Origin of the sequence: Herbaspirillum sp. GCM10030257 (assembly GCF_042666555.1) — a bacterium.
Taxonomy (GTDB): Bacteria; Pseudomonadota; Gammaproteobacteria; order Burkholderiales; family Burkholderiaceae_D; genus Noviherbaspirillum.
Window position 1 is genome coordinate 210,344 of the sequence record NZ_JBHTDH010000003.1, and the last position, 19,449, is coordinate 229,792.

The 19,449-nt window shown below is 58.4% G+C and carries 19 protein-coding genes and 2 riboswitches; of the genes, 11 read left to right on the top strand and 8 right to left on the bottom strand.

The window, feature by feature from the left end; translation table 11 throughout:
• Window position 1: 1 nt before the first annotated feature.
• Window positions 2-1,045, bottom strand: a complete 1,044-nt coding sequence (gene cobT / locus ACFQUU_RS05655; protein ID WP_382243910.1) for a nicotinate-nucleotide--dimethylbenzimidazole phosphoribosyltransferase — start codon at window positions 1,043-1,045, stop codon at window positions 2-4.
• Between the two features lie 70 nt (window positions 1,046-1,115).
• Window positions 1,116-1,365, bottom strand: a riboswitch (cobalamin riboswitch).
• 123 nt (window positions 1,366-1,488) lie between these two features.
• Here cobT and ACFQUU_RS05660 point away from each other — a divergent pair.
• From ACFQUU_RS05660 to ACFQUU_RS05670, 3 genes are all read left to right on the top strand, one after another.
• A complete protein-coding gene (locus tag ACFQUU_RS05660; protein ID WP_382243913.1) occupies window positions 1,489-2,340 on the top strand; it encodes an alpha/beta hydrolase in 852 nt (283 codons plus the stop codon).
• A 340-nt stretch (window positions 2,341-2,680) separates the two neighbouring features.
• A complete protein-coding gene (locus ACFQUU_RS05665) occupies window positions 2,681-3,466 on the top strand; it encodes a protein phosphatase CheZ (RefSeq protein ID WP_382243916.1) in 786 nt (261 codons plus the stop codon).
• Window positions 3,466-5,289 (top strand): chemotaxis protein CheA, encoded by a 1,824-nt coding sequence (locus ACFQUU_RS05670; protein ID WP_382243919.1) that lies wholly within the window; start codon window positions 3,466-3,468, stop codon window positions 5,287-5,289. Before ACFQUU_RS05665 ends, ACFQUU_RS05670 begins: the two co-directional genes overlap by 1 nt.
• Window positions 5,290-5,415: 126 nt before the next feature.
• Here ACFQUU_RS05670 and ACFQUU_RS05675 read toward each other — a convergent pair whose 3' ends face one another.
• The 4 genes from ACFQUU_RS05675 to ACFQUU_RS05690 all read right to left on the bottom strand — a co-directional run bounded on the left by ACFQUU_RS05675 (window position 5,416) and on the right by ACFQUU_RS05690 (window position 8,843).
• A complete protein-coding gene (locus tag ACFQUU_RS05675; protein WP_382243922.1) occupies window positions 5,416-6,114 on the bottom strand; it encodes a LysE family translocator in 699 nt (232 codons plus the stop codon).
• Between the two features lie 122 nt (window positions 6,115-6,236).
• Complete coding sequence (locus ACFQUU_RS05680) at window positions 6,237-6,809, bottom strand: VOC family protein (RefSeq protein ID WP_382243925.1); 573 nt, start codon at window positions 6,807-6,809, stop codon at window positions 6,237-6,239.
• Between the two features lie 36 nt (window positions 6,810-6,845).
• On the bottom strand, window positions 6,846-7,844 hold the full coding sequence (locus tag ACFQUU_RS05685; RefSeq protein ID WP_382243928.1) for a fumarylacetoacetate hydrolase family protein: 999 nt from the start codon (window positions 7,842-7,844) through the stop codon (window positions 6,846-6,848).
• Between the two features lie 24 nt (window positions 7,845-7,868).
• Window positions 7,869-8,843, bottom strand: coding sequence for a Bug family tripartite tricarboxylate transporter substrate binding protein (locus tag ACFQUU_RS05690; RefSeq protein ID WP_382243931.1), 975 nt, complete (start codon window positions 8,841-8,843; stop codon window positions 7,869-7,871).
• A 213-nt stretch (window positions 8,844-9,056) separates the two neighbouring features.
• On the opposite strand from ACFQUU_RS05690, the gene ACFQUU_RS05695 reads away from it, so the two are divergent.
• Window positions 9,057-9,923: an IclR family transcriptional regulator gene (locus tag ACFQUU_RS05695; protein ID WP_382243934.1), complete on the top strand. Its 867-nt coding sequence runs from the start codon at window positions 9,057-9,059 to the stop codon at window positions 9,921-9,923.
• A 6-nt stretch (window positions 9,924-9,929) separates the two neighbouring features.
• On the opposite strand, the gene ACFQUU_RS05700 is transcribed toward ACFQUU_RS05695, so the two are convergent.
• The 3 genes from ACFQUU_RS05700 to ACFQUU_RS05710 form a co-directional block, all read right to left on the bottom strand.
• Window positions 9,930-10,499 carry a TMEM165/GDT1 family protein gene (locus tag ACFQUU_RS05700; RefSeq protein WP_382243937.1) on the bottom strand — a complete coding sequence of 190 codons (570 nt, stop codon included), beginning with the start codon at window positions 10,497-10,499 and terminating at the stop codon, window positions 9,930-9,932.
• A gap of 4 nt (window positions 10,500-10,503) precedes the next feature.
• A riboswitch (yybP-ykoY riboswitch) is annotated at window positions 10,504-10,687 on the bottom strand.
• 21 nt (window positions 10,688-10,708) lie between these two features.
• Window positions 10,709-11,557, bottom strand: coding sequence for an HAD-IIB family hydrolase (locus ACFQUU_RS05705; protein WP_382243940.1), 849 nt, complete (start codon window positions 11,555-11,557; stop codon window positions 10,709-10,711).
• Window positions 11,554-12,495 (bottom strand): CysB family HTH-type transcriptional regulator, encoded by a 942-nt coding sequence (locus ACFQUU_RS05710; RefSeq protein ID WP_382243943.1) that lies wholly within the window; start codon window positions 12,493-12,495, stop codon window positions 11,554-11,556. Before ACFQUU_RS05710 ends, ACFQUU_RS05705 begins: the two co-directional genes overlap by 4 nt.
• Before the next feature lie 134 nt (window positions 12,496-12,629).
• Between ACFQUU_RS05710 and ACFQUU_RS05715 the strand changes: the two genes are divergently transcribed.
• From ACFQUU_RS05715 to cobA, 7 genes are read left to right on the top strand one after another with little or no spacing between them, the layout of a single operon-like run.
• On the top strand, window positions 12,630-13,403 hold the full coding sequence (locus ACFQUU_RS05715; RefSeq protein WP_382243946.1) for a sulfite exporter TauE/SafE family protein: 774 nt from the start codon (window positions 12,630-12,632) through the stop codon (window positions 13,401-13,403).
• Window positions 13,404-13,418: 15 nt separating this feature from the next.
• Entirely contained in the window at window positions 13,419-15,113 is a 1,695-nt protein-coding gene (locus ACFQUU_RS05720) for a nitrite/sulfite reductase (protein ID WP_382243949.1), read from the top strand.
• The gene (locus ACFQUU_RS05725) at window positions 15,106-15,627 is read left to right on the top strand and encodes a DUF934 domain-containing protein (RefSeq protein WP_382243952.1); all 522 of its coding nucleotides are present in this window, start codon (window positions 15,106-15,108) and stop codon (window positions 15,625-15,627) included. The genes ACFQUU_RS05720 and ACFQUU_RS05725 overlap by 8 nt, the downstream gene beginning before the upstream one ends.
• Window positions 15,624-16,343, top strand: coding sequence for a phosphoadenylyl-sulfate reductase (locus tag ACFQUU_RS05730; protein WP_382243954.1), 720 nt, complete (start codon window positions 15,624-15,626; stop codon window positions 16,341-16,343). The genes ACFQUU_RS05725 and ACFQUU_RS05730 overlap by 4 nt, the downstream gene beginning before the upstream one ends.
• 58 nt (window positions 16,344-16,401) lie before the next feature.
• Window positions 16,402-17,337 carry a sulfate adenylyltransferase subunit CysD gene (cysD, locus tag ACFQUU_RS05735; protein WP_057290425.1) on the top strand — a complete coding sequence of 312 codons (936 nt, stop codon included), beginning with the start codon at window positions 16,402-16,404 and terminating at the stop codon, window positions 17,335-17,337.
• Window positions 17,337-18,662: a sulfate adenylyltransferase subunit 1 gene (locus tag ACFQUU_RS05740; RefSeq protein ID WP_382243957.1), complete on the top strand. Its 1,326-nt coding sequence runs from the start codon at window positions 17,337-17,339 to the stop codon at window positions 18,660-18,662. The genes cysD and ACFQUU_RS05740 overlap by 1 nt, the downstream gene beginning before the upstream one ends.
• A gap of 23 nt (window positions 18,663-18,685) precedes the next feature.
• Window positions 18,686-19,438, top strand: coding sequence for a uroporphyrinogen-III C-methyltransferase (gene cobA, locus ACFQUU_RS05745; RefSeq protein WP_382243960.1), 753 nt, complete (start codon window positions 18,686-18,688; stop codon window positions 19,436-19,438).
• The last annotated feature ends 11 nt before the right edge of the window (window positions 19,439-19,449 follow it).

Consider the following 19,449-nt stretch of genomic DNA (forward strand, 5'->3'; position numbering starts at 1 on the left):
TTTACGCGTCCTGTTCGCTGACCTGCGCGGATGCAAAGGTGGCCATCTCGTTGAGGAAATTGACGGCGGAATGCAGCAGGGGCAGTGCAAGAGCGCAGCCGCTGCCCTCACCCAGGCGTAGACCAAGCTGCAGCAGCGGACGGGCTTTCAGGTGTTCCAGCATCTCACTATGCCCGCGCTCATCGGAGCAATGCGAAAACACGCAGTAGTCGAGAATTGCCGGTTGCAGCTTTGCGGCGACCAGTAAAGCGCTGGTGACAATGAAGCCGTCGATCAGCAACACCATGCGGCGTTCGGCCGCGGCCAGCATCGCACCTACCATCATCGCGATTTCAAACCCGCCAAATGTGGCGAGCACGCTGAGCGCATCGCTGGCATTCGCATGAAGCTTTACCGCTTGCTCAATCACCTGCAATTTGTGCGCAACGCCTTCCGCCGACAGGCCTGTGCCTGCACCGACGCACGCATCCAGCGAAACGCCGGTCATCTTGTGCATCAATGCCGCCGCCGAGGTCGTGTTGCCGATACCCATCTCACCAAAGCCAATCACATTGCCTTCGAGCCGGCCAACCAACGCGGCGCCATGTTCCAGCGCCTGTGCGCATTGCGCGCGGGTCATTGCCGGTGCTTTCGCAAAGTTGTGTGTACCGTAGCCGACCTTACAGTCGATCAAGTTAAGGCGCTCGCCGAAATCGTGATTGACGCCAGCATCGACGACCTGTAACGCACAGCCATTCTGGCGGGCAAACACATTAATGGCTGCCCCGTTGGCCAGAAAATTCTCGACCATCTGCCAGGTCACGCTTTGGGGAAATGCAGATACTTTTTCCTCCACCACACCGTGATCACCGGCAAACACCACGATGGTCGGGGCGACGAGCCGGGGCGATGCCGTACGTTGAATCAGGCCGATCTGGTGCGCGAGCGATTCGAGCATGCCAAGGCTGCCCAGCGGTTTTGTCTTGTTGTTGATCGCGGCATCAAGTTGCGTGGACAGGATGGTATCGGCTGTCAATGCGACAGAAGGAATAGGCGTAATAGGCATGTGACAGACTCTGAATGAGGAAGGAGCCGCAGGAAACCCCGCCTGCATGCGCTGGGTGCCTGAACCTGTTCCGCTCATGCACCATTCCGGCCGGTATCCGGGCTGACAAGACTGACCGGGCCGCCTTCCCATGCAAACTGCATAGTGGCGTAGAGGCCGGCTGCCGTCAAAAGACGACGCTTGCTTACCGTTGCGGGGGCAGCACACGTTAGGCCGGCAAGTTCAAGAGTTGATTTCTTGAACTCTTGCGCAGGCGTCGTGTTTCCCGTTTAACTGCAACCGCGATCGCGGTTGCGGGCACCAGAATGCACGCAGTGTAAGCCCCCGCCCTACCGTGAGTCAATTCGTCAAGCTTGCGCCTGCAATCCCCGTTAAACTCTCTCTTTTATCTGCTATACAAGCGGATACTGACCGGATAACTGCAAACGATGAATGCGCCTTCCATGAACGACAGAACCGACTACTACAGCCAGCAGTACAACGCCCGCGCGTCCATTCCTGACCATCCCTATATCTTCACCCGCTGGTTGAAGGAATCGATGCAGGTCAGACGCAGCCAGCCGGCACTCTTTGACATTACCTATGGCGACGCGAGTGGCGAAAGACTGGACTTTTTCCCGGCCAGCCGCGGAGACGCGCCCTTGCTGGTATTTATTCACGGCGGCTGGTGGCGCTCGCTCGACAAGGCTGACTTTTCCTTCGTCGCACCCGCCTACGCACGCGCTGGCTTCAATGTCGCACTGACCAACTACACGCTGGCGCCGCACGCCTCGATCGCGGAGATCGTACAGCAGCAATTGCGTGCCCTTGCCTGGCTTTACCGCAATGCCGACAACTATGACTTCAACCGAGACCGTATTGTCGTAGCAGGTCATTCCGCAGGCGCACATCTGGCCGCGATGATGATGGCCGCGCACTGGGATATCTATGGAAGTGACTTGCCGGCCAACCTGGTCAAGGGTGGCATCCTGATGTCGGGATTGTACGACCTGGATCCGGTGCGCTATGCGGACTTCGTCAATGTGGACCTCAAGCTGACCGAAGAGGACGTTCCCGTGCTTTCACCAGCCCTCATGCCACAGCCCAATACGGCGCCATTCATTACTGCCTATGGGGCGCTGGAGTCGGACGAGTTCCGGCGTCAGACCGAGCTGATTGCCAATGCATGGAAGCCGAATCACCGCGCCGATGTACCGCTGCCCGGCCTCAACCACCTGACCATCTGTGATGCCTTTGCCGACCCGGACCATCCTTTATATAAAGCCACGCTTGAGCTCTTGACAGAGATTCAATAGACGATAAGGCAACTTGGCGTCCGTCGGGTTTGCCCGGCGAATACGCATCTCGATAATCGTAATAATCGCAACAGTTTGGGGCGAGTTTAAGGTTCATCCAGGTTGCCGCAGCATGTTCGTGTTGCGCAGAAGAAATTCGTAGTCGATAATCGTCATCAATAAGCAGGGAAAGTACGTGCGGCCGCTCGTGTCTGGTGTCCGCGCGCTTTCCGGCTGAAGCGTCTTTACCAGGGCGTGCGGCGAATACTCGACGGATGTGGGAAAAGATATTCCGACATGGCGACCGGTGCTCGACCGCCGCCGATGATCAGGCTGACTACGAACAAAGGGATGTACCAATATGACCGACGCTGCAGATGACCTTGAAGCACTGTTTGACGAAGTAGCCGCGCAACGCGTAGAAACAGCTGCTCCGATGGCACCCGCACCTGAATCCGGAGTTGTCAGCGAAAGCAGCGAACACGTCACGGAACTGCTTGTTGGCGAGGCCACCACCCCGGAGCACGAAGAAGACCAGTCCGACAAGCCGATGTACGAACGCCTAGGTGGCATCGTGCGCATGCTGCACGATTCGCTCCGTCAGCTCGGCTACGACCGTTCCTTGTCCGATGTGGCCAGCCAGATTACCGATGCCCAAGGCCGTCTCGAACACGTCGCCTCGCTGACTGAACAAGCTGCCAACAAGGTGCTTAACACGGTCGATACCTGCATTCCGGAACAGGAAGCCTTGTCCAAAAAAGCTAGAGACATCGAGACCCGCTGGGCCATGCTGTTCGACGGCAAACTGAGCATCGATGAATTCAAGGCGCTGGCCGGCGATTCCCGTCAGTTTGCCAGCGTTGTCATGGAAGCCACGGAAACCGAAAAGGCGCGTCTGCTCGATATCATGATGGCCCAGGATTTTCAGGACATCACCGGTCAGCTGATCAAGAAAATCGTCCATATCACCAGCACCGCAGAACGCGAACTGGCGCAGGTGTTGCGCGATAATGCACCGCCCGAAGTAAAAGCCGCTATTGCCGCCGCCGAAAGCAAACCGGTCGATCTGATGCAAGGCCCGGCCGCTCCTGGCGTCGCCATGGCACAGGACGATGTGGATAGCTTGCTTGCTGATCTGGGGTTCTAATGGATGACATGCTCAAGGAATTCGTTGTCGAGGCGCTTGACCTGGCAACGAACGTCGAGGAGCACCTGCTCTCTCTGGAGCGGCGGCCCGACGACACCGACACACTGAACGCGCTGTTCCGCTCCTTCCATACGATCAAGGGCGGCGCGGGCTTCATGAACCTGCCGGCCATCGTGTCGGCATGCCACCTGACGGAAAACCTGTTCGATGGCTTGCGTACCGGCCAGGTACCGGTGACGCCGACCGCCATCGAGGCTGGCTTGCAAGCCAGCGGTTTTGTCGGCGACCAGCTCAAGCAACTGGCCAACGGTGCATCGCCCGACTCCTTGCCCGCAATGCCTGCGGCGCTGGAAGACATCCTGACGCAGGCGATTGAAGGCAAGGCCGAGGCTCCTGCGGCGCCGGTCGCCGTCGCGACGCCGGCCGAGGCTGGGACTGTCATCGCGGCCACTGGCGACGCAGCCATGTCTGACGATGAACTGGACTGGGAAGCGCTCTATCGCGCGGTCGTGCCCGCTGGCACCCTTCCCGATACCGTTACGGCTGCTGTGCTGGCGGCAAGCGCGCCAACCAATGTCACGCCATTGGCCAAGCCCGCGCCTGACGAGCAAATCCGCCCGATCACTGCGCAGGTCAAGGAAGACAGCATCCGTATCGATGCGATCAAGCTCGATGCCCTGCTCGAAGTCGCAGGCGAATCAGTGCAGGCAGCCAATCAGGCTAGCGTGTTGCTCGAAAAACTTTCTGAGTTCAAGTTTGAAGGCCAGGCTGCCGCGCTGATGGCAACGCTGCAGGAAACGCTCAGTCGCGCATCACGTTATTCGACGGAATTGCAACGCGCAACTCTGTCGACCCGCATGCAACCGGTCGGACGCTTGTTCCAGAAATTTCCACGTCTGGTGCGCGAACTGGCCAAGGATCTTGGCAAGGATGTCGACCTGATCATCGAAGGCGCGGAGACAGAAGTCGATCGCGTGGTCGTCGACAGCTTGTACGACCCGCTGGTCCACATGCTGCGCAATGCGCTCGACCATGGTATCGAAACTGCGGACGAACGCGCCGGCACACCGAAACCCGCCAAGGCTACGATCCTGTTGAAAGCATGGCAGGAAGGCAGCAGCGTCATGATCGAGATTTCGGACGACGGCAAAGGAATGGACCCGGTCAAGCTGCGCACCAAGGCGCTCGCCAAAGGCCTGATCGGCGAGAACGCCGCACAGACCACTGAAGAATCGCTGCAATTGATTTTCCTGCCCGGCTTCTCAACCAAGGAAGTCGCCTCCAGCGTATCGGGCCGCGGCGTCGGCATGGATGTTGTAAAGACCGCCGTGGAAAAGCATCGCGGCGCAATCCGTATTGATTCCACGCTGGGCGAAGGTACGCGCTTCACGATCCGCCTGCCGATCGAACTGTCCATCGTCCCGACCATGCTGGTACGTACTGCCGGTGCCGCCCTCGCGATGCCAATGGCGGTCGTGCAGCGTGTGGTTGAATTACCGGAAGAGTTTTCCGAAGTCGGAGGCGCACCGGTCCTGCGTGACCAGGGCCGCCCGCTTGCGGTACGTTCGCTAGCCGGCATCCTTGGTTACGAAGAATGCAAGGAAAAGGTTGGCATCGTGATCGCGGCACCTCAGCCTTACATTCTGGCGGTGGAAGCCGTGGACGGTACGGCGGACCTCGTGATCAAACCACTGACCGCCCTCGCCGTTCCGGGTGTCAACGGTACTGCCCGCTCGGCTGAAGGCGAACTGGTGCTCGTCATCAGCCTTGCCTTCCTGCTCGATGGGTGCAAGATCACCAACCCGGCCCGGCTGGCCGCCTGATCAGGCCGACATAAAACAAAAGCCCGGAAACGCCAAGAGTTCCGGGCTTTTTTTGTCGAATGCCTTGGATCGGCATGTCAGCGTTTCGGCGGCATGCGATGCAATACACCGGTTAAGTACACTGGTTTATTTAGCCGAACGCCCGCCCGCAAAAGCAGTAAATACCCCCAAGCCGATAAAGGTACTTGCAGTCACATATCGCCCGATCGCGCCAGCGCCGCGCATCCGGTTCAGCATTGGCGCCACGGCGCTCGCGACGGACACATAAACGCAATCCGTTGTCGCGGCGATAAGCACAAAGACTGCACCGAGAGAAACACTTTGCAAAACCGCCGGTGCGGCAGGATCCATAAACTGCGGCAGGAAAGCCGCAAAGAAAATCGTCGTCTTCGGGTTGAGTAATGCAACCAGGAAGCCATCGCGGAAAATGCGCCTGACGTTTGTGGTATCGAACTTTTGTTCCTGACTGATAGTGTGTGCAGCATTTGCAGCGGGCGCCTCAGGTGCGACAGCTGCGTCAGGTGCAACAGGCGCCCGCAGGGCCTTTATCCCGAGATAGATCAGGTAGCCAGCGCCAGCGTATTTGACGACAGTAAAGGCAATCGACGAAACGGCAAACAGCGCAGCAAGTCCGATTGCCGCACCGATCGCATTACCGAGATTTCCCAGTGCCACCCCGGCGACTGACGCCACGCCAGCACGGCGGCCTTGTGCCAGCGTACGTGTTACGACATAGATCACGCCTGGTCCGGGCGTAACGGCCAGTGCCAGACTGGCCAGGAAGAAAGCGGCCATCAATGGCCAGGCGGGAAACAGGCTGTGCACGGGACTCTCCTCGACAATACCCACGGACTGTTCAGTATAAACCCGGAACCGACCGGTCAGGCGAAGGCATCCAGTTCAAAGTACTTGCCCGGATAGGTAGCACCCTGCTCGTTCACAAGCGATTACCTACCCTGCTTGCCTGCAAGACGTTCCGCCTTCTCCTGCGACCAAGCCGCAATCTTTCCATGGATGCCTTGTTGCTCGGCACGCATCTGCGTTTCGGGCGCAAGCTGTGCACAAAGTTCAAGCCGTATCCCGTTCGGGTCAAAGAAGTAAATGGACCGGAAAATGCGATGGTCGGTGACGCCCAGCACCTCGATGCCATGCCCTTCCAGCCGCTGTTTCATGTCCTGTAATTGCTCGACCGAATCGACGCGCAATGCGATGTGATTGACCCACGCCGGGGTATTCGGGGAAGGCGCGGGCATGACATTGTCGCCGAGATCGAAAAATGCCAGACATGAGCCGTCGGTCATCCGGAAAAATATATGCACGTAGGGACAGTATTCACCGGTCGACGGTACGACGTCGCTGCGGATATAGTGAAACAAGGGCAAACCGAGGATATCCTCGTAAAAATGCCGCGTTTCTTCCGCGTCACGACAGCGATAGGCAAAGTGATGCAGGCCATGGACAGGAACGGCCGCCGGCAGGCTTGTCGCTTGTCCGACCTCGGTTGCGGTAATGGTATTCATCGTGCCTCCTGAAGACTGAAAGACCAGTCCTGCGGTTTATCGTCTCTTCGGCGAAGCTGCTTGCGATACCTGCTGGTTGATCGCACCGAAGATCGACTTGCCGTTCGCATCGAGCATTTCCAGCTTGATGGTGTCGCCAAATTTCATGAACGGCGTTTTCGCTTCGCCGTTGGCGATCATTTCCAGGCAACGCTTTTCGGCGATGCAGGTATATCCCTTGTTCGCATCCTTGTTGGACACGGTACCGGAGCCAATGATGGAGCCGGCGCGCGCGTTGCGGGTCTTGGTGAGATGCGCAATCAATTGCGGAAAGCTGAATACCATGTCGACGCCCGCATTCGGTTGACCCACCAACGCGCCGTTCCAGATGGCACGCAATGGCAAGCCCACTTTGCCGTCCGTCCAGGCCGATCCCAGTTCGTCCGGCGTAACGGCAACCGGCGAAAAACTCGACGCCGGTTTGGACTGGAAAAAGCCAAAGCCTTTTGCCAGTTCACCGGGGATCAGGTTGCGCAGCGAAACGTCATTGACCAGCATCAGCAGCTTGATATGTTTTGCCGCTTGCTCCGGCGTCGTGCCCATCGGCACATCATCGGTGATGACCGCGACTTCACCCTCGAAGTCGATGCCCCACTCTTCCGATGCCAGTACGATGTCGTCGGTCGGCCCGATGAAGTCATCGGAGCCGCCCTGGTACATCAGCGGATCATGCCAGAAGGATTCCGGCATTTCCGCGTTACGCGCCTTGCGGACCAGCTCGACATGGTTGACATAGGCGGAACCATCGGCCCATTGATACGCGCGAGGCAACGGTGCCATGCAACGCTTGGGGTCGAAATCGAAGCTGCGCTGCGCCTTGCCGGCATTGAGCTGTTCATACAGCTGCTCCAGCTGCGGCGCGATAAAACCCCAGTCATCGAGTGCGCGTTGCATGGTCAGCGCAATGCCGTCAGCGAGGTGCGCAGTCTTGAGGTCGCGCGATACCACGGCCAGCTGACCGTCGCGGGTCCCATCCTTGAGTGTTGCCAGTTTCATCTGAAAATCCTGTCCTTGGTAGGTTTAATCAAGCGTGATGCCGCGTTCCTTGATCAATGCATGCCAGCGCGTCGTCTCGCTCTTGATATAGGAAGCCATCTGTTCCTGGGTACCCGGCAGCGGTTCGATACCGAGGTCGGTCAGGCGCTTGGTGACGTCCGGCGCGGTCAGCGCCTTGTTCACTTCACTGTTCAGGCGAGCGACAATGTCCTTGGGCGTCGCGACCGGAACGGCCATGCCCTGCCATGCGTACATTTCCAGATCGTTGTAGCCAAGCTCTTTCAAGGTTGGCACGTCAGGCTGCAGCGACAAACGTTTGTCGGAGGCGACCGCCAGCGCGGTAAGCTTGCCGGTCCTGATGTGCGGCAGCGCGGTGGCCAGATCGAGGATCATCATAGGCACCTGTCCCGCCAGCACATCCTGCACTGCCGGGCCTGCGCCGCGATACGGAATATGGACGATGAAGGCGCCGGTGCGCTGCTTGAACATCTCCATTGCCAGATGATGCGGGCTACCTGCTCCCACCGAAGCGTAGTTGTACTTGCCAGGCGCGGCCTTGACCTTGCTGATCAGGTCCTTGGCATCCTTGAATCCCGCGCCTGGATTAGCGACCAGCAGCAGTGGAAAGCGCGCGATCAGGGAAACCGGCGCGAAATCCTTTTGCGGGTCGTAGGAAAGTTTTTTGTACAAGGCGCCATTGAACACGAAGGTCCCGTTATCGCCCGAAAAAACGGTGTAGCCGTCACCCGGCGAACGTGCCGCCGTCTCGGCGCCGATGATAGTGCCGGCGCCCGGCTTGTTTTCGATGACGACTGGCTGCCCGACCTGTTTGGATAACTGCGCTCCGATAGTCCGCGCGATCACGTCCGAACCGCCTCCCGGCGGATACGGTACGACCCAGCGAACCGGCTTGGAAGGATAGGACTGCGCATTGGCAAGAGTGCCGGCCGCGATGAGTGCAGTGCCGGCGATAAGCTTGAGAATCAGTGGATAACGCATGGATCTCCTTTATACCGGCCTCACACGGGCCGCTTGTTCGCTTGTTGTAACGTGACGGTGACTGTCAATGATCGGTGTGAGGTGTCATCGGCGCTAATTCTGTCCGCATCAACCAGCATCGACCAATTTGCTTTACACTCCAACATTATTACGCATTGTTAAATGCATTTACCATTCCATAACGCCCTGTCATTCTAGCATTGTATGAAAAGCATGGTGAACACGTCCGGCGACGACACGAGCAAACCTGCTGCGGCAGGTCAACAAGGCATTCAATCGATCGAGGTTGCGGCTCCCTTGCTCGTTGCCCTGGCCAATGCAGCCGGTCCGGTGTCACTATCGATCCTCGCCAAGGCGGCAGGCATGCCGGCAGCCAAGGCGCATCGGTATCTCGTCAGTCTGATCCGGGTGGGACTGGTATATCAGGACGCTGCCACGGGCCTGTATGATCTGGGGCCGATGGCACTGGAACTGGGATTGGTGTCGCTCGGCAGGCTGGACGCCGTCAAACTTGCCGACGAAACCATGGCCGCCTTGCGTGATGCCACCAGCGAAACTGTGGCACTGGCGACTTGGGGAAATTTTGGTCCTACCTATATCCGCTTGCTGCAGTCGCGCAGGCCGGTCACCATCAACCTGCAGATCGGCAGTGTCATGCCGATGACCTATACCGCAAGCGGACTTTGTTTTGCTGCCTTCCTGCCGTCTACCGAGACGGACGCCATGCTGCGCAGCGAACTCGCCCAGAATCGTAGTGAAAAGCTCGACGCGCCGCAAACGCGCAAGGAACTCGAACCCCTGCTCGAAGAAACACGGCGCCATGCGATGGCCCGCATGATCGGTCACCTGGACCCGGCATCGGTCCGCGCCTCGGGAGTCACGCGCGCGGCGGAACGCTTGCTGGCAGGCTTCAATGCTTTCTCGGCGCCGGTCTTCGATCACGACGGTCGGATGCGTTTTGCATTGACCGTCGTCGGATCGTCTGCGCATATCGATGAGAGCTGGGACGGTGAGATTGCCCGGGCCACACGGGCGCACGCGGAACAGTTGTCGCGGCGCCTGGGTTACCGACCCGTGTAATGTGGCTTACAGCAGATTGCCGACGTTCAGGAGAGTAAGTACGCCGAGGATTGCGAAAATCACCGCAGCGATGCCATGCACGAGCTTGAGCGACACGACATGCATGATCCGGCTGCCGATGAATACGGCCGGCACATTGGCGAGCATCATGCCCAGGGTTGTCCCGGCCACCACAGGGATAAAAGCAGAATATTTTGCTGCCAATGCGATGGTCGCCACCTGCGTCTTGTCTCCCATTTCAGCGAGGAAGAACGCTACCGCTGTCGCACCAAAGACGCCGAAGCGTGCAGGCTTGGCATCAACGTCGTCGAGCTTGTCGGGGATCATGGTCCAAGCGGCCATTGCAAGAAAGGACAAACCAAGTATCCAGCGCAGGGCGTCCTTGCCGACGAGCGAAGTCAGCCAGCTGCCAAGCGCGCCCGCAAAGGCGTGATTGAGCAAGGTTGCCACGAGAATGCCAAGAATGATAGGTATCGGACGCCGGAATCTGGCTGCGAGCAGCAGGGAAAGAAGTTGTGTCTTGTCGCCCATTTCTGCGAGGGCGACAATTCCGGTCGAAATGAAGAATGCTTCCATAAGTGCTCCAGGGCCGGACAATTACCAATGACCATGCGCCCTCCGGCCCTAAGCTGAGGCGGCATGGTCAAAGGTCTCGCCAAACCTGGATCGCTTGCGCCATAACCTGCTGTCGATGACGCAAGTTAAGTCTGTTGACGCAAGCCCCTCTCGTTTTCGGAGGGCGGCTACTCCCCAATGACGGGTGCGATTTTAACCCAAATAAAAGGTTACTGGGCAGAAATGTTTCTGTGTTCCGGGATGCCGTGCGCGGTCAGCACCGCGCGCGCGGCCTCTACAAAGCCGGCGCCACAGGCTTGTTGCGTGACGTAAGCCGGAGCGACATCCAGTCGCACAAGGTGCTTGCTGATATTGGCAACGCCCACGGTATAGGGGTAATGCGCAAACATCGCGGCATCGTTGCCTGAATCACCAATAAAAAGGCAGCGCTTACAGGCGTCCGCATCAACAATACCGAAGACGCTTTCAAGCACCTGCTGGCTGGCAACCTGCTTGGAAAAATGCGCTAGGGACGCATGCGCATGGATACTACTGGCGGTGGCATAAAAGCCGTGCGCGGCAATGAATTCCACGATGGCAGTTACGCCATCAGCTGACCTGGGCTGGACGTTTTCGCCGATATCAAACGCCAGATCACCCACCCGCTGTGGCGCATCGTCGGCGACCGGCAAGTCGGGGAAGCGCCGCTGCAGCACCGGTATAAATTCTTCCAGCGCCGCGCGGTGCTGTTTCCGCGTAGATGCATCTGCATAAAACCACGATTGCATCCGACCCTGCACGTCATGCCAGAACGCGCTGGCGCCGTTTTCGGCAATCACTGCGTCAAACCGGCACAGTTTCAACAGGGGCATGGCCCAATAGGTCGGACGTCCTGTCACGGCAATCACGCGTATGCCGACGCTACGCAAATCATTAATGGCGGCCAACACCTCTGGCAGGAGTGCACCCTCCGACGTCAGCGTGTCGTCGATATCTGTGAGCACGAAGTCGATCTGCCGGCGCTGGTCGAACGGCCAGGTGGCCAATGCCTGCATTTGCCTTCCCGGAACTGGCTTCATAGTTCGTAGCTATCCTTTTCACCACTCATCACCTGTTCGATCAACTTACGGTTCATCGTCGGTGTCAGCAATTCGATAAAGCTGTATACATAGCTGCGCAAATAGGCGCCCTGCTTCAGCGCGACACGCGATACGTTCGATCCAAACAGATGGCCAACGGAAATTGCCTGCAAACCCTTATCCCGTTCCGCATCGAAGGCCATGCCGGCAATAATGCCGACACCCATGCCCAGTTCGACGTAGGTCTTGATGACATCGGCATCAATGGCTTCCAGGAAAATGTCCGGTTTCAGCTCCCGAATCGCAAATGCATGGTCGATCTTCGCGCGGCCAGTAAATGCGCTGTCATAAGTGATCAGCGGATAGTGGACGATCTCTTCCAGCGTGATGACTTTTGCATCCAGCAAAGGATGGCCGTGAGGAACCACCACCACATGCTCCCATTGATAACAGGGCAAGGTAATCAAGCCGTCAATGTTGGCGATTGCTTCAGTGGCAATGGCAAGGTCGGCCTGGTCCTTCAATACCATTTCCGCGATCTGCTTGGGATTGCCTTGCAGTAGCGATAGCCTGACCTTGGGAAACTTCTGCGTGAACGCCTGCACGACTTTCGGCAACGCATAGCGCGCCTGTGTATGGGTTGTGGCGATTGTAAAACTGCCGCTGTCCTGCGCCGCGAATTCCTTCCCGATGCGCTTGAGCCCCTCGATTTCCTGCATGATCAGTTCAACCGAGCGAAGCACGGCGCGACCTGGCTCGGTCAGGCCACGGATGCGCTTACCATGCCGGGTAAAAATATCGACGCCCAGTTCCTCTTCGAGTTCGATGATGGCTTTGGAAACGCCGGGCTGGGAAGTGTAGAGGGCCTTTGCGGCTTCTGTCAGGTTGAAGTTTTGGCGGACGGCCTCGCGCACAAACCGCAGTTGGTGAAGATTCATTGTTTCCCTTATGGCAACACTACCTTATTTTTTGTTCTTGCATATGCCAAATGAGCATATAAGCAAATAAATACTAAGTAGTTTGGAATAAGGAATTAGTTTATTACGATTCACACTCCTTTGCGCGAGGTGACATGACTGTTTCTTATATAGTTTCCGGGTTTGCGGTTGGCCTGCTGGTCGGCCTGACGGGTGTCGGTGGCGGTTCTCTGATGACGCCATTACTTACACTCATGTTTGGCGTTTCGCCAACAGTGGCTGTCGGCACCGACCTCGCTTTTGCGTCCGCCACCAAGACGGCCGGCACCCTTGCCCATCGTGTGCGCGGCACAGTACGCTGGGAAGTGGTCCGCCACCTCTGCTACGGAGCACTACCTGCCGCCCTATTTGCCACATTGGCGCTGAAATACTTTGGCGCACTGGACAAGCAGATCGGCCAGATCATTCGTTATTCCATCGCCGGGTCGGTGCTGCTGACGGTCGCCGCATTGTTGTTCCGTAGCCGCATGCAAGCCTGGATGCTGGCCCATCCGGAAAAACAGTTGCAAGGCCGCAACCTGACGATCGTCACCGTGGTTGTCGGCGTCCTGCTCGGCACCCTGGTCACGATCTCTTCTATCGGCGCCGGGGCGGTAGGTGCGACCATTCTTGTATTACTGTATCCTCGCCTATCCCCGGCGGAAATTGCCGGCACCGACATCGCCTATGCGGTTCCGCTGACAGCCATTGCTGCTGCCGGCCACTGGTATCTCGGTTCCATCAACTGGGAACTGCTGGTCACCTTGCTGATCGGTTCGGTTCCCGGCATTACCCTCGGTTCACTGGTCGCGAAAGCGGTCCCGGAAAAATTTCTGCGCGGCCTGCTGGCTACCACGCTGACGGGTGTCGCCGCCAAATTGGTTTTTTAAGATTGGAAGAAGAAGATGTATCGTTACGACCAATATGATCATCAGATCGTCAAGGAACGCGTTGCACAGTATGCCGACCAGGTGCGCCGCCGTCTGTCCAATGAGTTGCTGGAAGACGAGTTCCGCCCGCTGCGCCTGCAGAACGGCTTGTACTATCAGCGCCATGCTTACATGCTGCGCATTGCCGTCCCCTACGGCCTGCTCGCTTCCAAACAGATGCGCCTGTTCGCGCACATTGCCCGCGAATATGACCGTGGCTACGGACATTTCACGACGCGCCAGAACATCCAGTTCAACTGGATCAAGCTCGAAGATACACCTGAAATCCTGTCCAAGCTGGCATCGGTCGAAATGCATGCGATCCAGACTTCCGGTAACTGCGTGCGCAATATCACTTCCGACGAATTTGCCGGCATTGCCCCCGACGAGATCATCGATCCGCGTCCGTACGCCGAAATCCTGCGTCAGTGGAGCACCTTCAATCCCGAATTCGCTTTCCTGCCCCGCAAATTCAAGATCGCCATCAACGGCGCACTGGAAGACCGTGCCGCCATCATGGTGCATGACATCGGCCTGTCGGTCGTAAAGAACGAGCAGGGCGAGGTCGGCTTCCGCGTGCTGGTGGGTGGCGGCATGGGCCGTACGCCTATCCTTGGCAGCGAAATCCGTTCCTTCCTGCCGTGGCAGCACGTCATGAGCTACATCGAGGCGATCCTGCGCGTCTACAACCAGTACGGTCGCCGCGACAACATGTACAAGGCACGCATCAAGATCCTGGTGAAAGCCATCGGGATCGAAGAGTTCGCGCGTCAGGTTGAAGCAGAATGGGCGGACATCAAGGATGGTCCGAGCACGCTGACCCAGGAAGAACTCGACCGCGTCGCCGCCTTCTTCACCGCCCCCGCTTACGAGACGCTGCCGGCGAGCGATGCGGCCGTCGAACAGTTCAAGTCCGACAACAAGGCGTTCTCCAACTGGATCAAGCGTAACGTCAAGCCGCACAAGGTGCCGGGTTATGCTGCCGTCGTACTGTCGCTGAAGAAAACCGGTGTGCCGCCGGGCGACGCGACCGCCGAGCAGATGGAATTCGCCGCCGACCTGGCCGATCGTTACAGCTTCGGCGAACTGCGCGTCACGCACGAGCAGAACCTGGTGCTGTCGGACGTCAAACAATCGGACCTGATCAGGGTCTGGGAAGAAGCAAAAGCGCACGGCATGGCGACGCCGAACATCGGCCTGCTGACCGACATGATCTGCTGCCCGGGCGGCGACTTCTGCGCGCTCGCGAATGCCAAGTCGATCCCGATCGCGTCGGATATCGCCGAGCGCTTCGACAACCTCGACTTCCAGCACGACATCGGTGAAATAGAGCTGAACATTTCCGGCTGCATCAACTCCTGCGGTCACCACCATGTCGGCCATATCGGCATTCTCGGCGTCGACAAGGACGGCAGCGAGTGGTATCAGGTGTCGGTGGGCGGCGCACAAGGTAACAATTCGAGCATCGGCAAGATCATTGGCCCGTCGTTCTCCGCACATCAGATGCCGGAAGTGATCGACCGCATCCTGCAGGTCTACCTGCGCGAGCGCCACGAAGATGAACTCTTTATCGATACGGCACGCCGCATTGGCGTCGCGCCGTTCAAGGAATTCGTTTACGCAACGCCGATCGTCATCGAACACAAGATAGGAGAAGACGCATATGCGTAACATCATCAAGAACAAGGCAGTCGTTTCGGATGACTGGACCGTATTGCGCCTGACAGAAAACGATACGGCCGACACCGTTGCGATCCCGGCGGGCAAGGTGATCGTGCCCCTGAAAGTCTGGCAGCAGCAACGCGCTGTACTGGAAGGTCGCGCCGACCTCGGCGTGTGGATCGGCAGCAGCGAGCGCCCCGAAGAACTAAAGGGTGAGCTGTCGCATTTCAAGCTCGTCGCCGTCGACTTCCCGAAGTTCGCTGACGGTCGAGGCTATTCCATTGCCTATAACCTGCGCGCCCGCCTCGGCTATACCGGCGAACTGCGCGCCATCGGCGACGTGCTGCGCGACCAGTTGTTCTACATGCAACGCGTGGGCTTCGATGCCTTCGCCGTACGTGAAGACAAGAACATCCATGACGCACTCAAGGGACTGACCGATTTCTCCGAGGTCTATCAGGCCTCGTGGGACCAGAAGTCGCCGCTGTTCCGTCGTGTGCAGCGCTCCGGAGTGTCGGCATGAGCGATTTGAATATCCTGGTCGACAATACGACGGCAACGCTGCAGCGTATTGCCGACGAGTTTTCGCCGGCGGTATTCGCGTCCAGCCTGGCTGCGGAAGACATGGTGCTGACCGACCTGATCCTGAAGGCGAAACTGCCGATCGGCATTTTTACGCTGGAAACCGGTCGCCTGCACAAGGAAACACTGGCCATGGTCGACCGCATCAGGGAAACCTATGGCTACGAAGTCGCACTGTACAAGCCGGAGACTTCGGCGATCGATGCTTACGTCACGCAGAATGGCCTCAACGCCTTCTATGACAGCGTGGACATGCGCAAGGAATGCTGCCGCATCCGCAAGGTCGAGCCGCTGAACCGCGCCCTCGCTGGCAACAAGGCATGGGTCACCGGCCAGCGCCGCGCCCAGTCAAGCACCCGCGCCGAACTGGCGGTACAGGAAGACGACGTTGCGCATGGAATGACGAAGTTCAATCCCCTGGCCGACTGGTCCGAGGAAGACGTTTGGAACTACATCCGCAGCAACAACGTGCCGTACAACCCGCTGCATGACAAAGGCTATCCATCGATCGGCTGCGAGCCGTGCACACGGGCGATCCAGCCTGGCGAGGATGTGCGCGCCGGCCGCTGGTGGTGGGAAAACCCCGAATCCAAGGAATGCGGACTGCATGTGGTCGACGGCAAGCTGGTAAGAATCAAGGCAGTCGCGACAACCTGATCTCTTCCGAGAACGGGGAAGAACCAAATAGCGTAACAACGATGGCATGGATAACATTATGAATACCGCAGTCGAAAAACTTTTTCTGGATGCTGCCAGCAACCGTCACCTTGACTGGCTGGAGTCGGAAGCGATTCACATCATGCGCGAGGTCGCTGCGGAATGCACCAACCCCGCCCTGCTCTTTTCCGGCGGCAAGGATTCCGTTGTCCTGCTTCGTATCGCTGAAAAGGCTTTCCGTCCAGGCAAGTTCCCGTTCCCGCTGGTGCATATCGACACTGGTCACAACTTCCCGGAAGTGATCACCTTCCGCGACAAGCGCGTGGCTGAACTGGGTGAGCGCCTGATCGTCGGTTCGGTGGAAGATTCCATCAAGCGCGGCACGGTGCGGCTGCGCAATCCCCAGACCGATTCACGCAATGCGGCGCAGGCCGTGACGCTGCTGGAAACGATTGCCGAGCACAAGTTTGACGCTTGCATCGGCGGTGCACGCCGCGACGAGGAAAAAGCTCGTGCGAAGGAGCGCATTTTTTCCTTCCGCGATGAATTTGGCCAGTGGAATCCGAAGGCCCAGCGTCCTGAACTCTGGGACCTGTACAACACCCGTGTGCATCCGGGTGAAAACATGCGTGTATTCCCGATTTCGAACTGGACCGAGCTCGACGTCTGGCAATACATCGCCCGCGAAAAGCTGGAACTGCCACCGATCTATTTCGCGCATGAACGCGAAGTCATTCCACGCAACGGCCTGCTGGTGCCGCTGACCGATCTGACGCCGCCACGCGAAGGCGAAGCCGTTGAAAAGCGCGTCGTGCGCTTCCGTACCGTCGGCGACATCTCCTGCACCTGCCCGGTCGCTTCCGACGCGGCAGACGTTGACGCGATCATTGCCGAGACCGCTGTTACCCAGATCACCGAGCGCGGCGCGACCCGCATGGATGACCAGACATCCGAAGCATCGATGGAAAAACGCAAGAAAGAAGGATATTTCTGATGAACGCCGTAGCTGAACAACAAGCCCTGTCGATCAATGCCGGCGCCGAACGCGGCCTGCTGCGTTTCATCACCGCGGGCTCGGTGGACGATGGTAAAAGCACACTGATCGGTCGCCTGCTGTTTGACAGCAAGGGCATCTTCGCCGACCAGCTCGATGCGATTTCCCGCGCCAAGCACAAGCGCACAGTGGGCGACACCGTCGACCTGTCGCTGCTGACTGATGGCCTCGAAGCGGAACGCGAACAAGGCATTACGATCGACGTCGCCTACCGCTACTTCGCCACGCCGAAGCGCAAGTTCATCATTGCCGATACACCTGGCCATGAACAGTACACACGCAACATGGTGACCGGCGCATCGACCGCCGACGCGGTGATCATCCTGATCGACGTGTCCAAGGTCAAGCTGGGCGATGACGGCAGCGTGACGCTGCTGACACAGACCAAGCGCCATTCCACGATTGCCCACCTGCTGCGCATTGAACACGTGATTGTCGCGGTCAACAAGATGGACCTGGTCAATTATGACCAGACCGTGTACGACCGCATCGTCGGCGCTTATCTCGATTTCGCCAAACAGCTCGGCCTGAAAGATGTGCGTCCGATTCCGCTGTCGGCACTGGCTGGCGACAATGTGGTTGTCGCTGGCGACAAGATGCCATGGTACAAGGGCCCGACCCTGATCAATCTGCTGGAATCGCTGTCGGTGTACGAAGATTCGCATGAAGAACCGCTGCGTTTTCCGGTGCAGCTGGTCGCGCGCCACAATGGGCATGAAGCAAACGATTTCCGTGGCTATATGGGACGTATCGAAGCCGGCAAGGTGCGCAAGGGCGACAAGCTCGTGGTGCAACCAAGCGGACAGACTGCGACCGTCAAGGATATCCTGACGCTCGACGGTTCGCATGACGTCGCTACGTCCGGGCAGTCGGTGACTGTGCTGCTGGACGAATATCTCGACATCTCGCGCGGCGACATGCTGGCGGCAGCCGCAGCCCCTGCCACGCTGCTGAAGTCTGTCAATGCCGATATCTGCTGGCTATCGGAAGATCCGCTGGACATGCGTCGCAAGTACTGGCTCAAGCACACCACCAAGCAGGTCGCTGCACGCGTGACTGCGATTGATACGCTGCTGGATATCAATACGCAGGAGCGCCGCAACGCTGACGCGCTCAGGCTCAACGATATCGCTACCGTATCGATCAACGTACAACAGCCCCTCGCCGCCGATGCGTACGATGCCATCCGTGCCACTGGTGCCTTTATCCTGATCGATGAAGTGACCCACCAGACGGTGGCGGCCGGCATGATCCGGCTGGCTTAATAAATTAGTCAAGGCTACTGCCGATGCCATCAAGTGAAGTTGCAGGCCGGGCACTCGGCAAGGTCTACCTGATTGGCGCCGGCCCCGGCGCCGCCGACCTCATCACGATCCGCGGCGCGCGTATCCTTTCGCAGGCCGACGTTGTCCTGTACGACGCGCTCGTGACCGAAGAGATGCTGGCGCTATGTCCGCAAGCCGACAAGATTTCCGTTGGCAAGCGATCCGGACAGCGCTCGACTGCCCAGCATGTCATCAATGAACAGCTGGTCGCCTGCGCGAAGAAATACAAACTGGTAGTACGCCTGAAAGGCGGCGATCCAATGCTGTTTGGACGGGCCGATGAAGAGCTGCGCGCACTTGAAGCGGCCGGCATCGACGTTGACATTGTTCCCGGCATCACGGCAGCACTCGCCGCGGCCGCATCCACCAGGCAACCGCTAACCAAACGAGGCGTCGCCCGCAGCGTGGCGTTTTTTACTTCCAGCACCGCACCCAATCACCCCGAAGAAACGACGCTTCCGGATTGCGACACGCTGATCCAGTACATGGGCGGCAAGGAAGCAATCACCACTGCGCAAAAATTGCTGGCACAGGGGCGCTCACCTGCCCTGCCGGTCGTCGTGGTGGAAAATTGCAGCCGGGAGAATGAACGCGTGATGCGTCTTAGCCTGGGTGGTCTTGAACAGGGTTTATCAGGCTGCCAAGGGCCGGTGCTTGTAATGATTGGCGAGGCGTTTGCGCCGCGAAATTCGGACAAGGACTCGGACGGGAAATAGTGTCGCAGTAG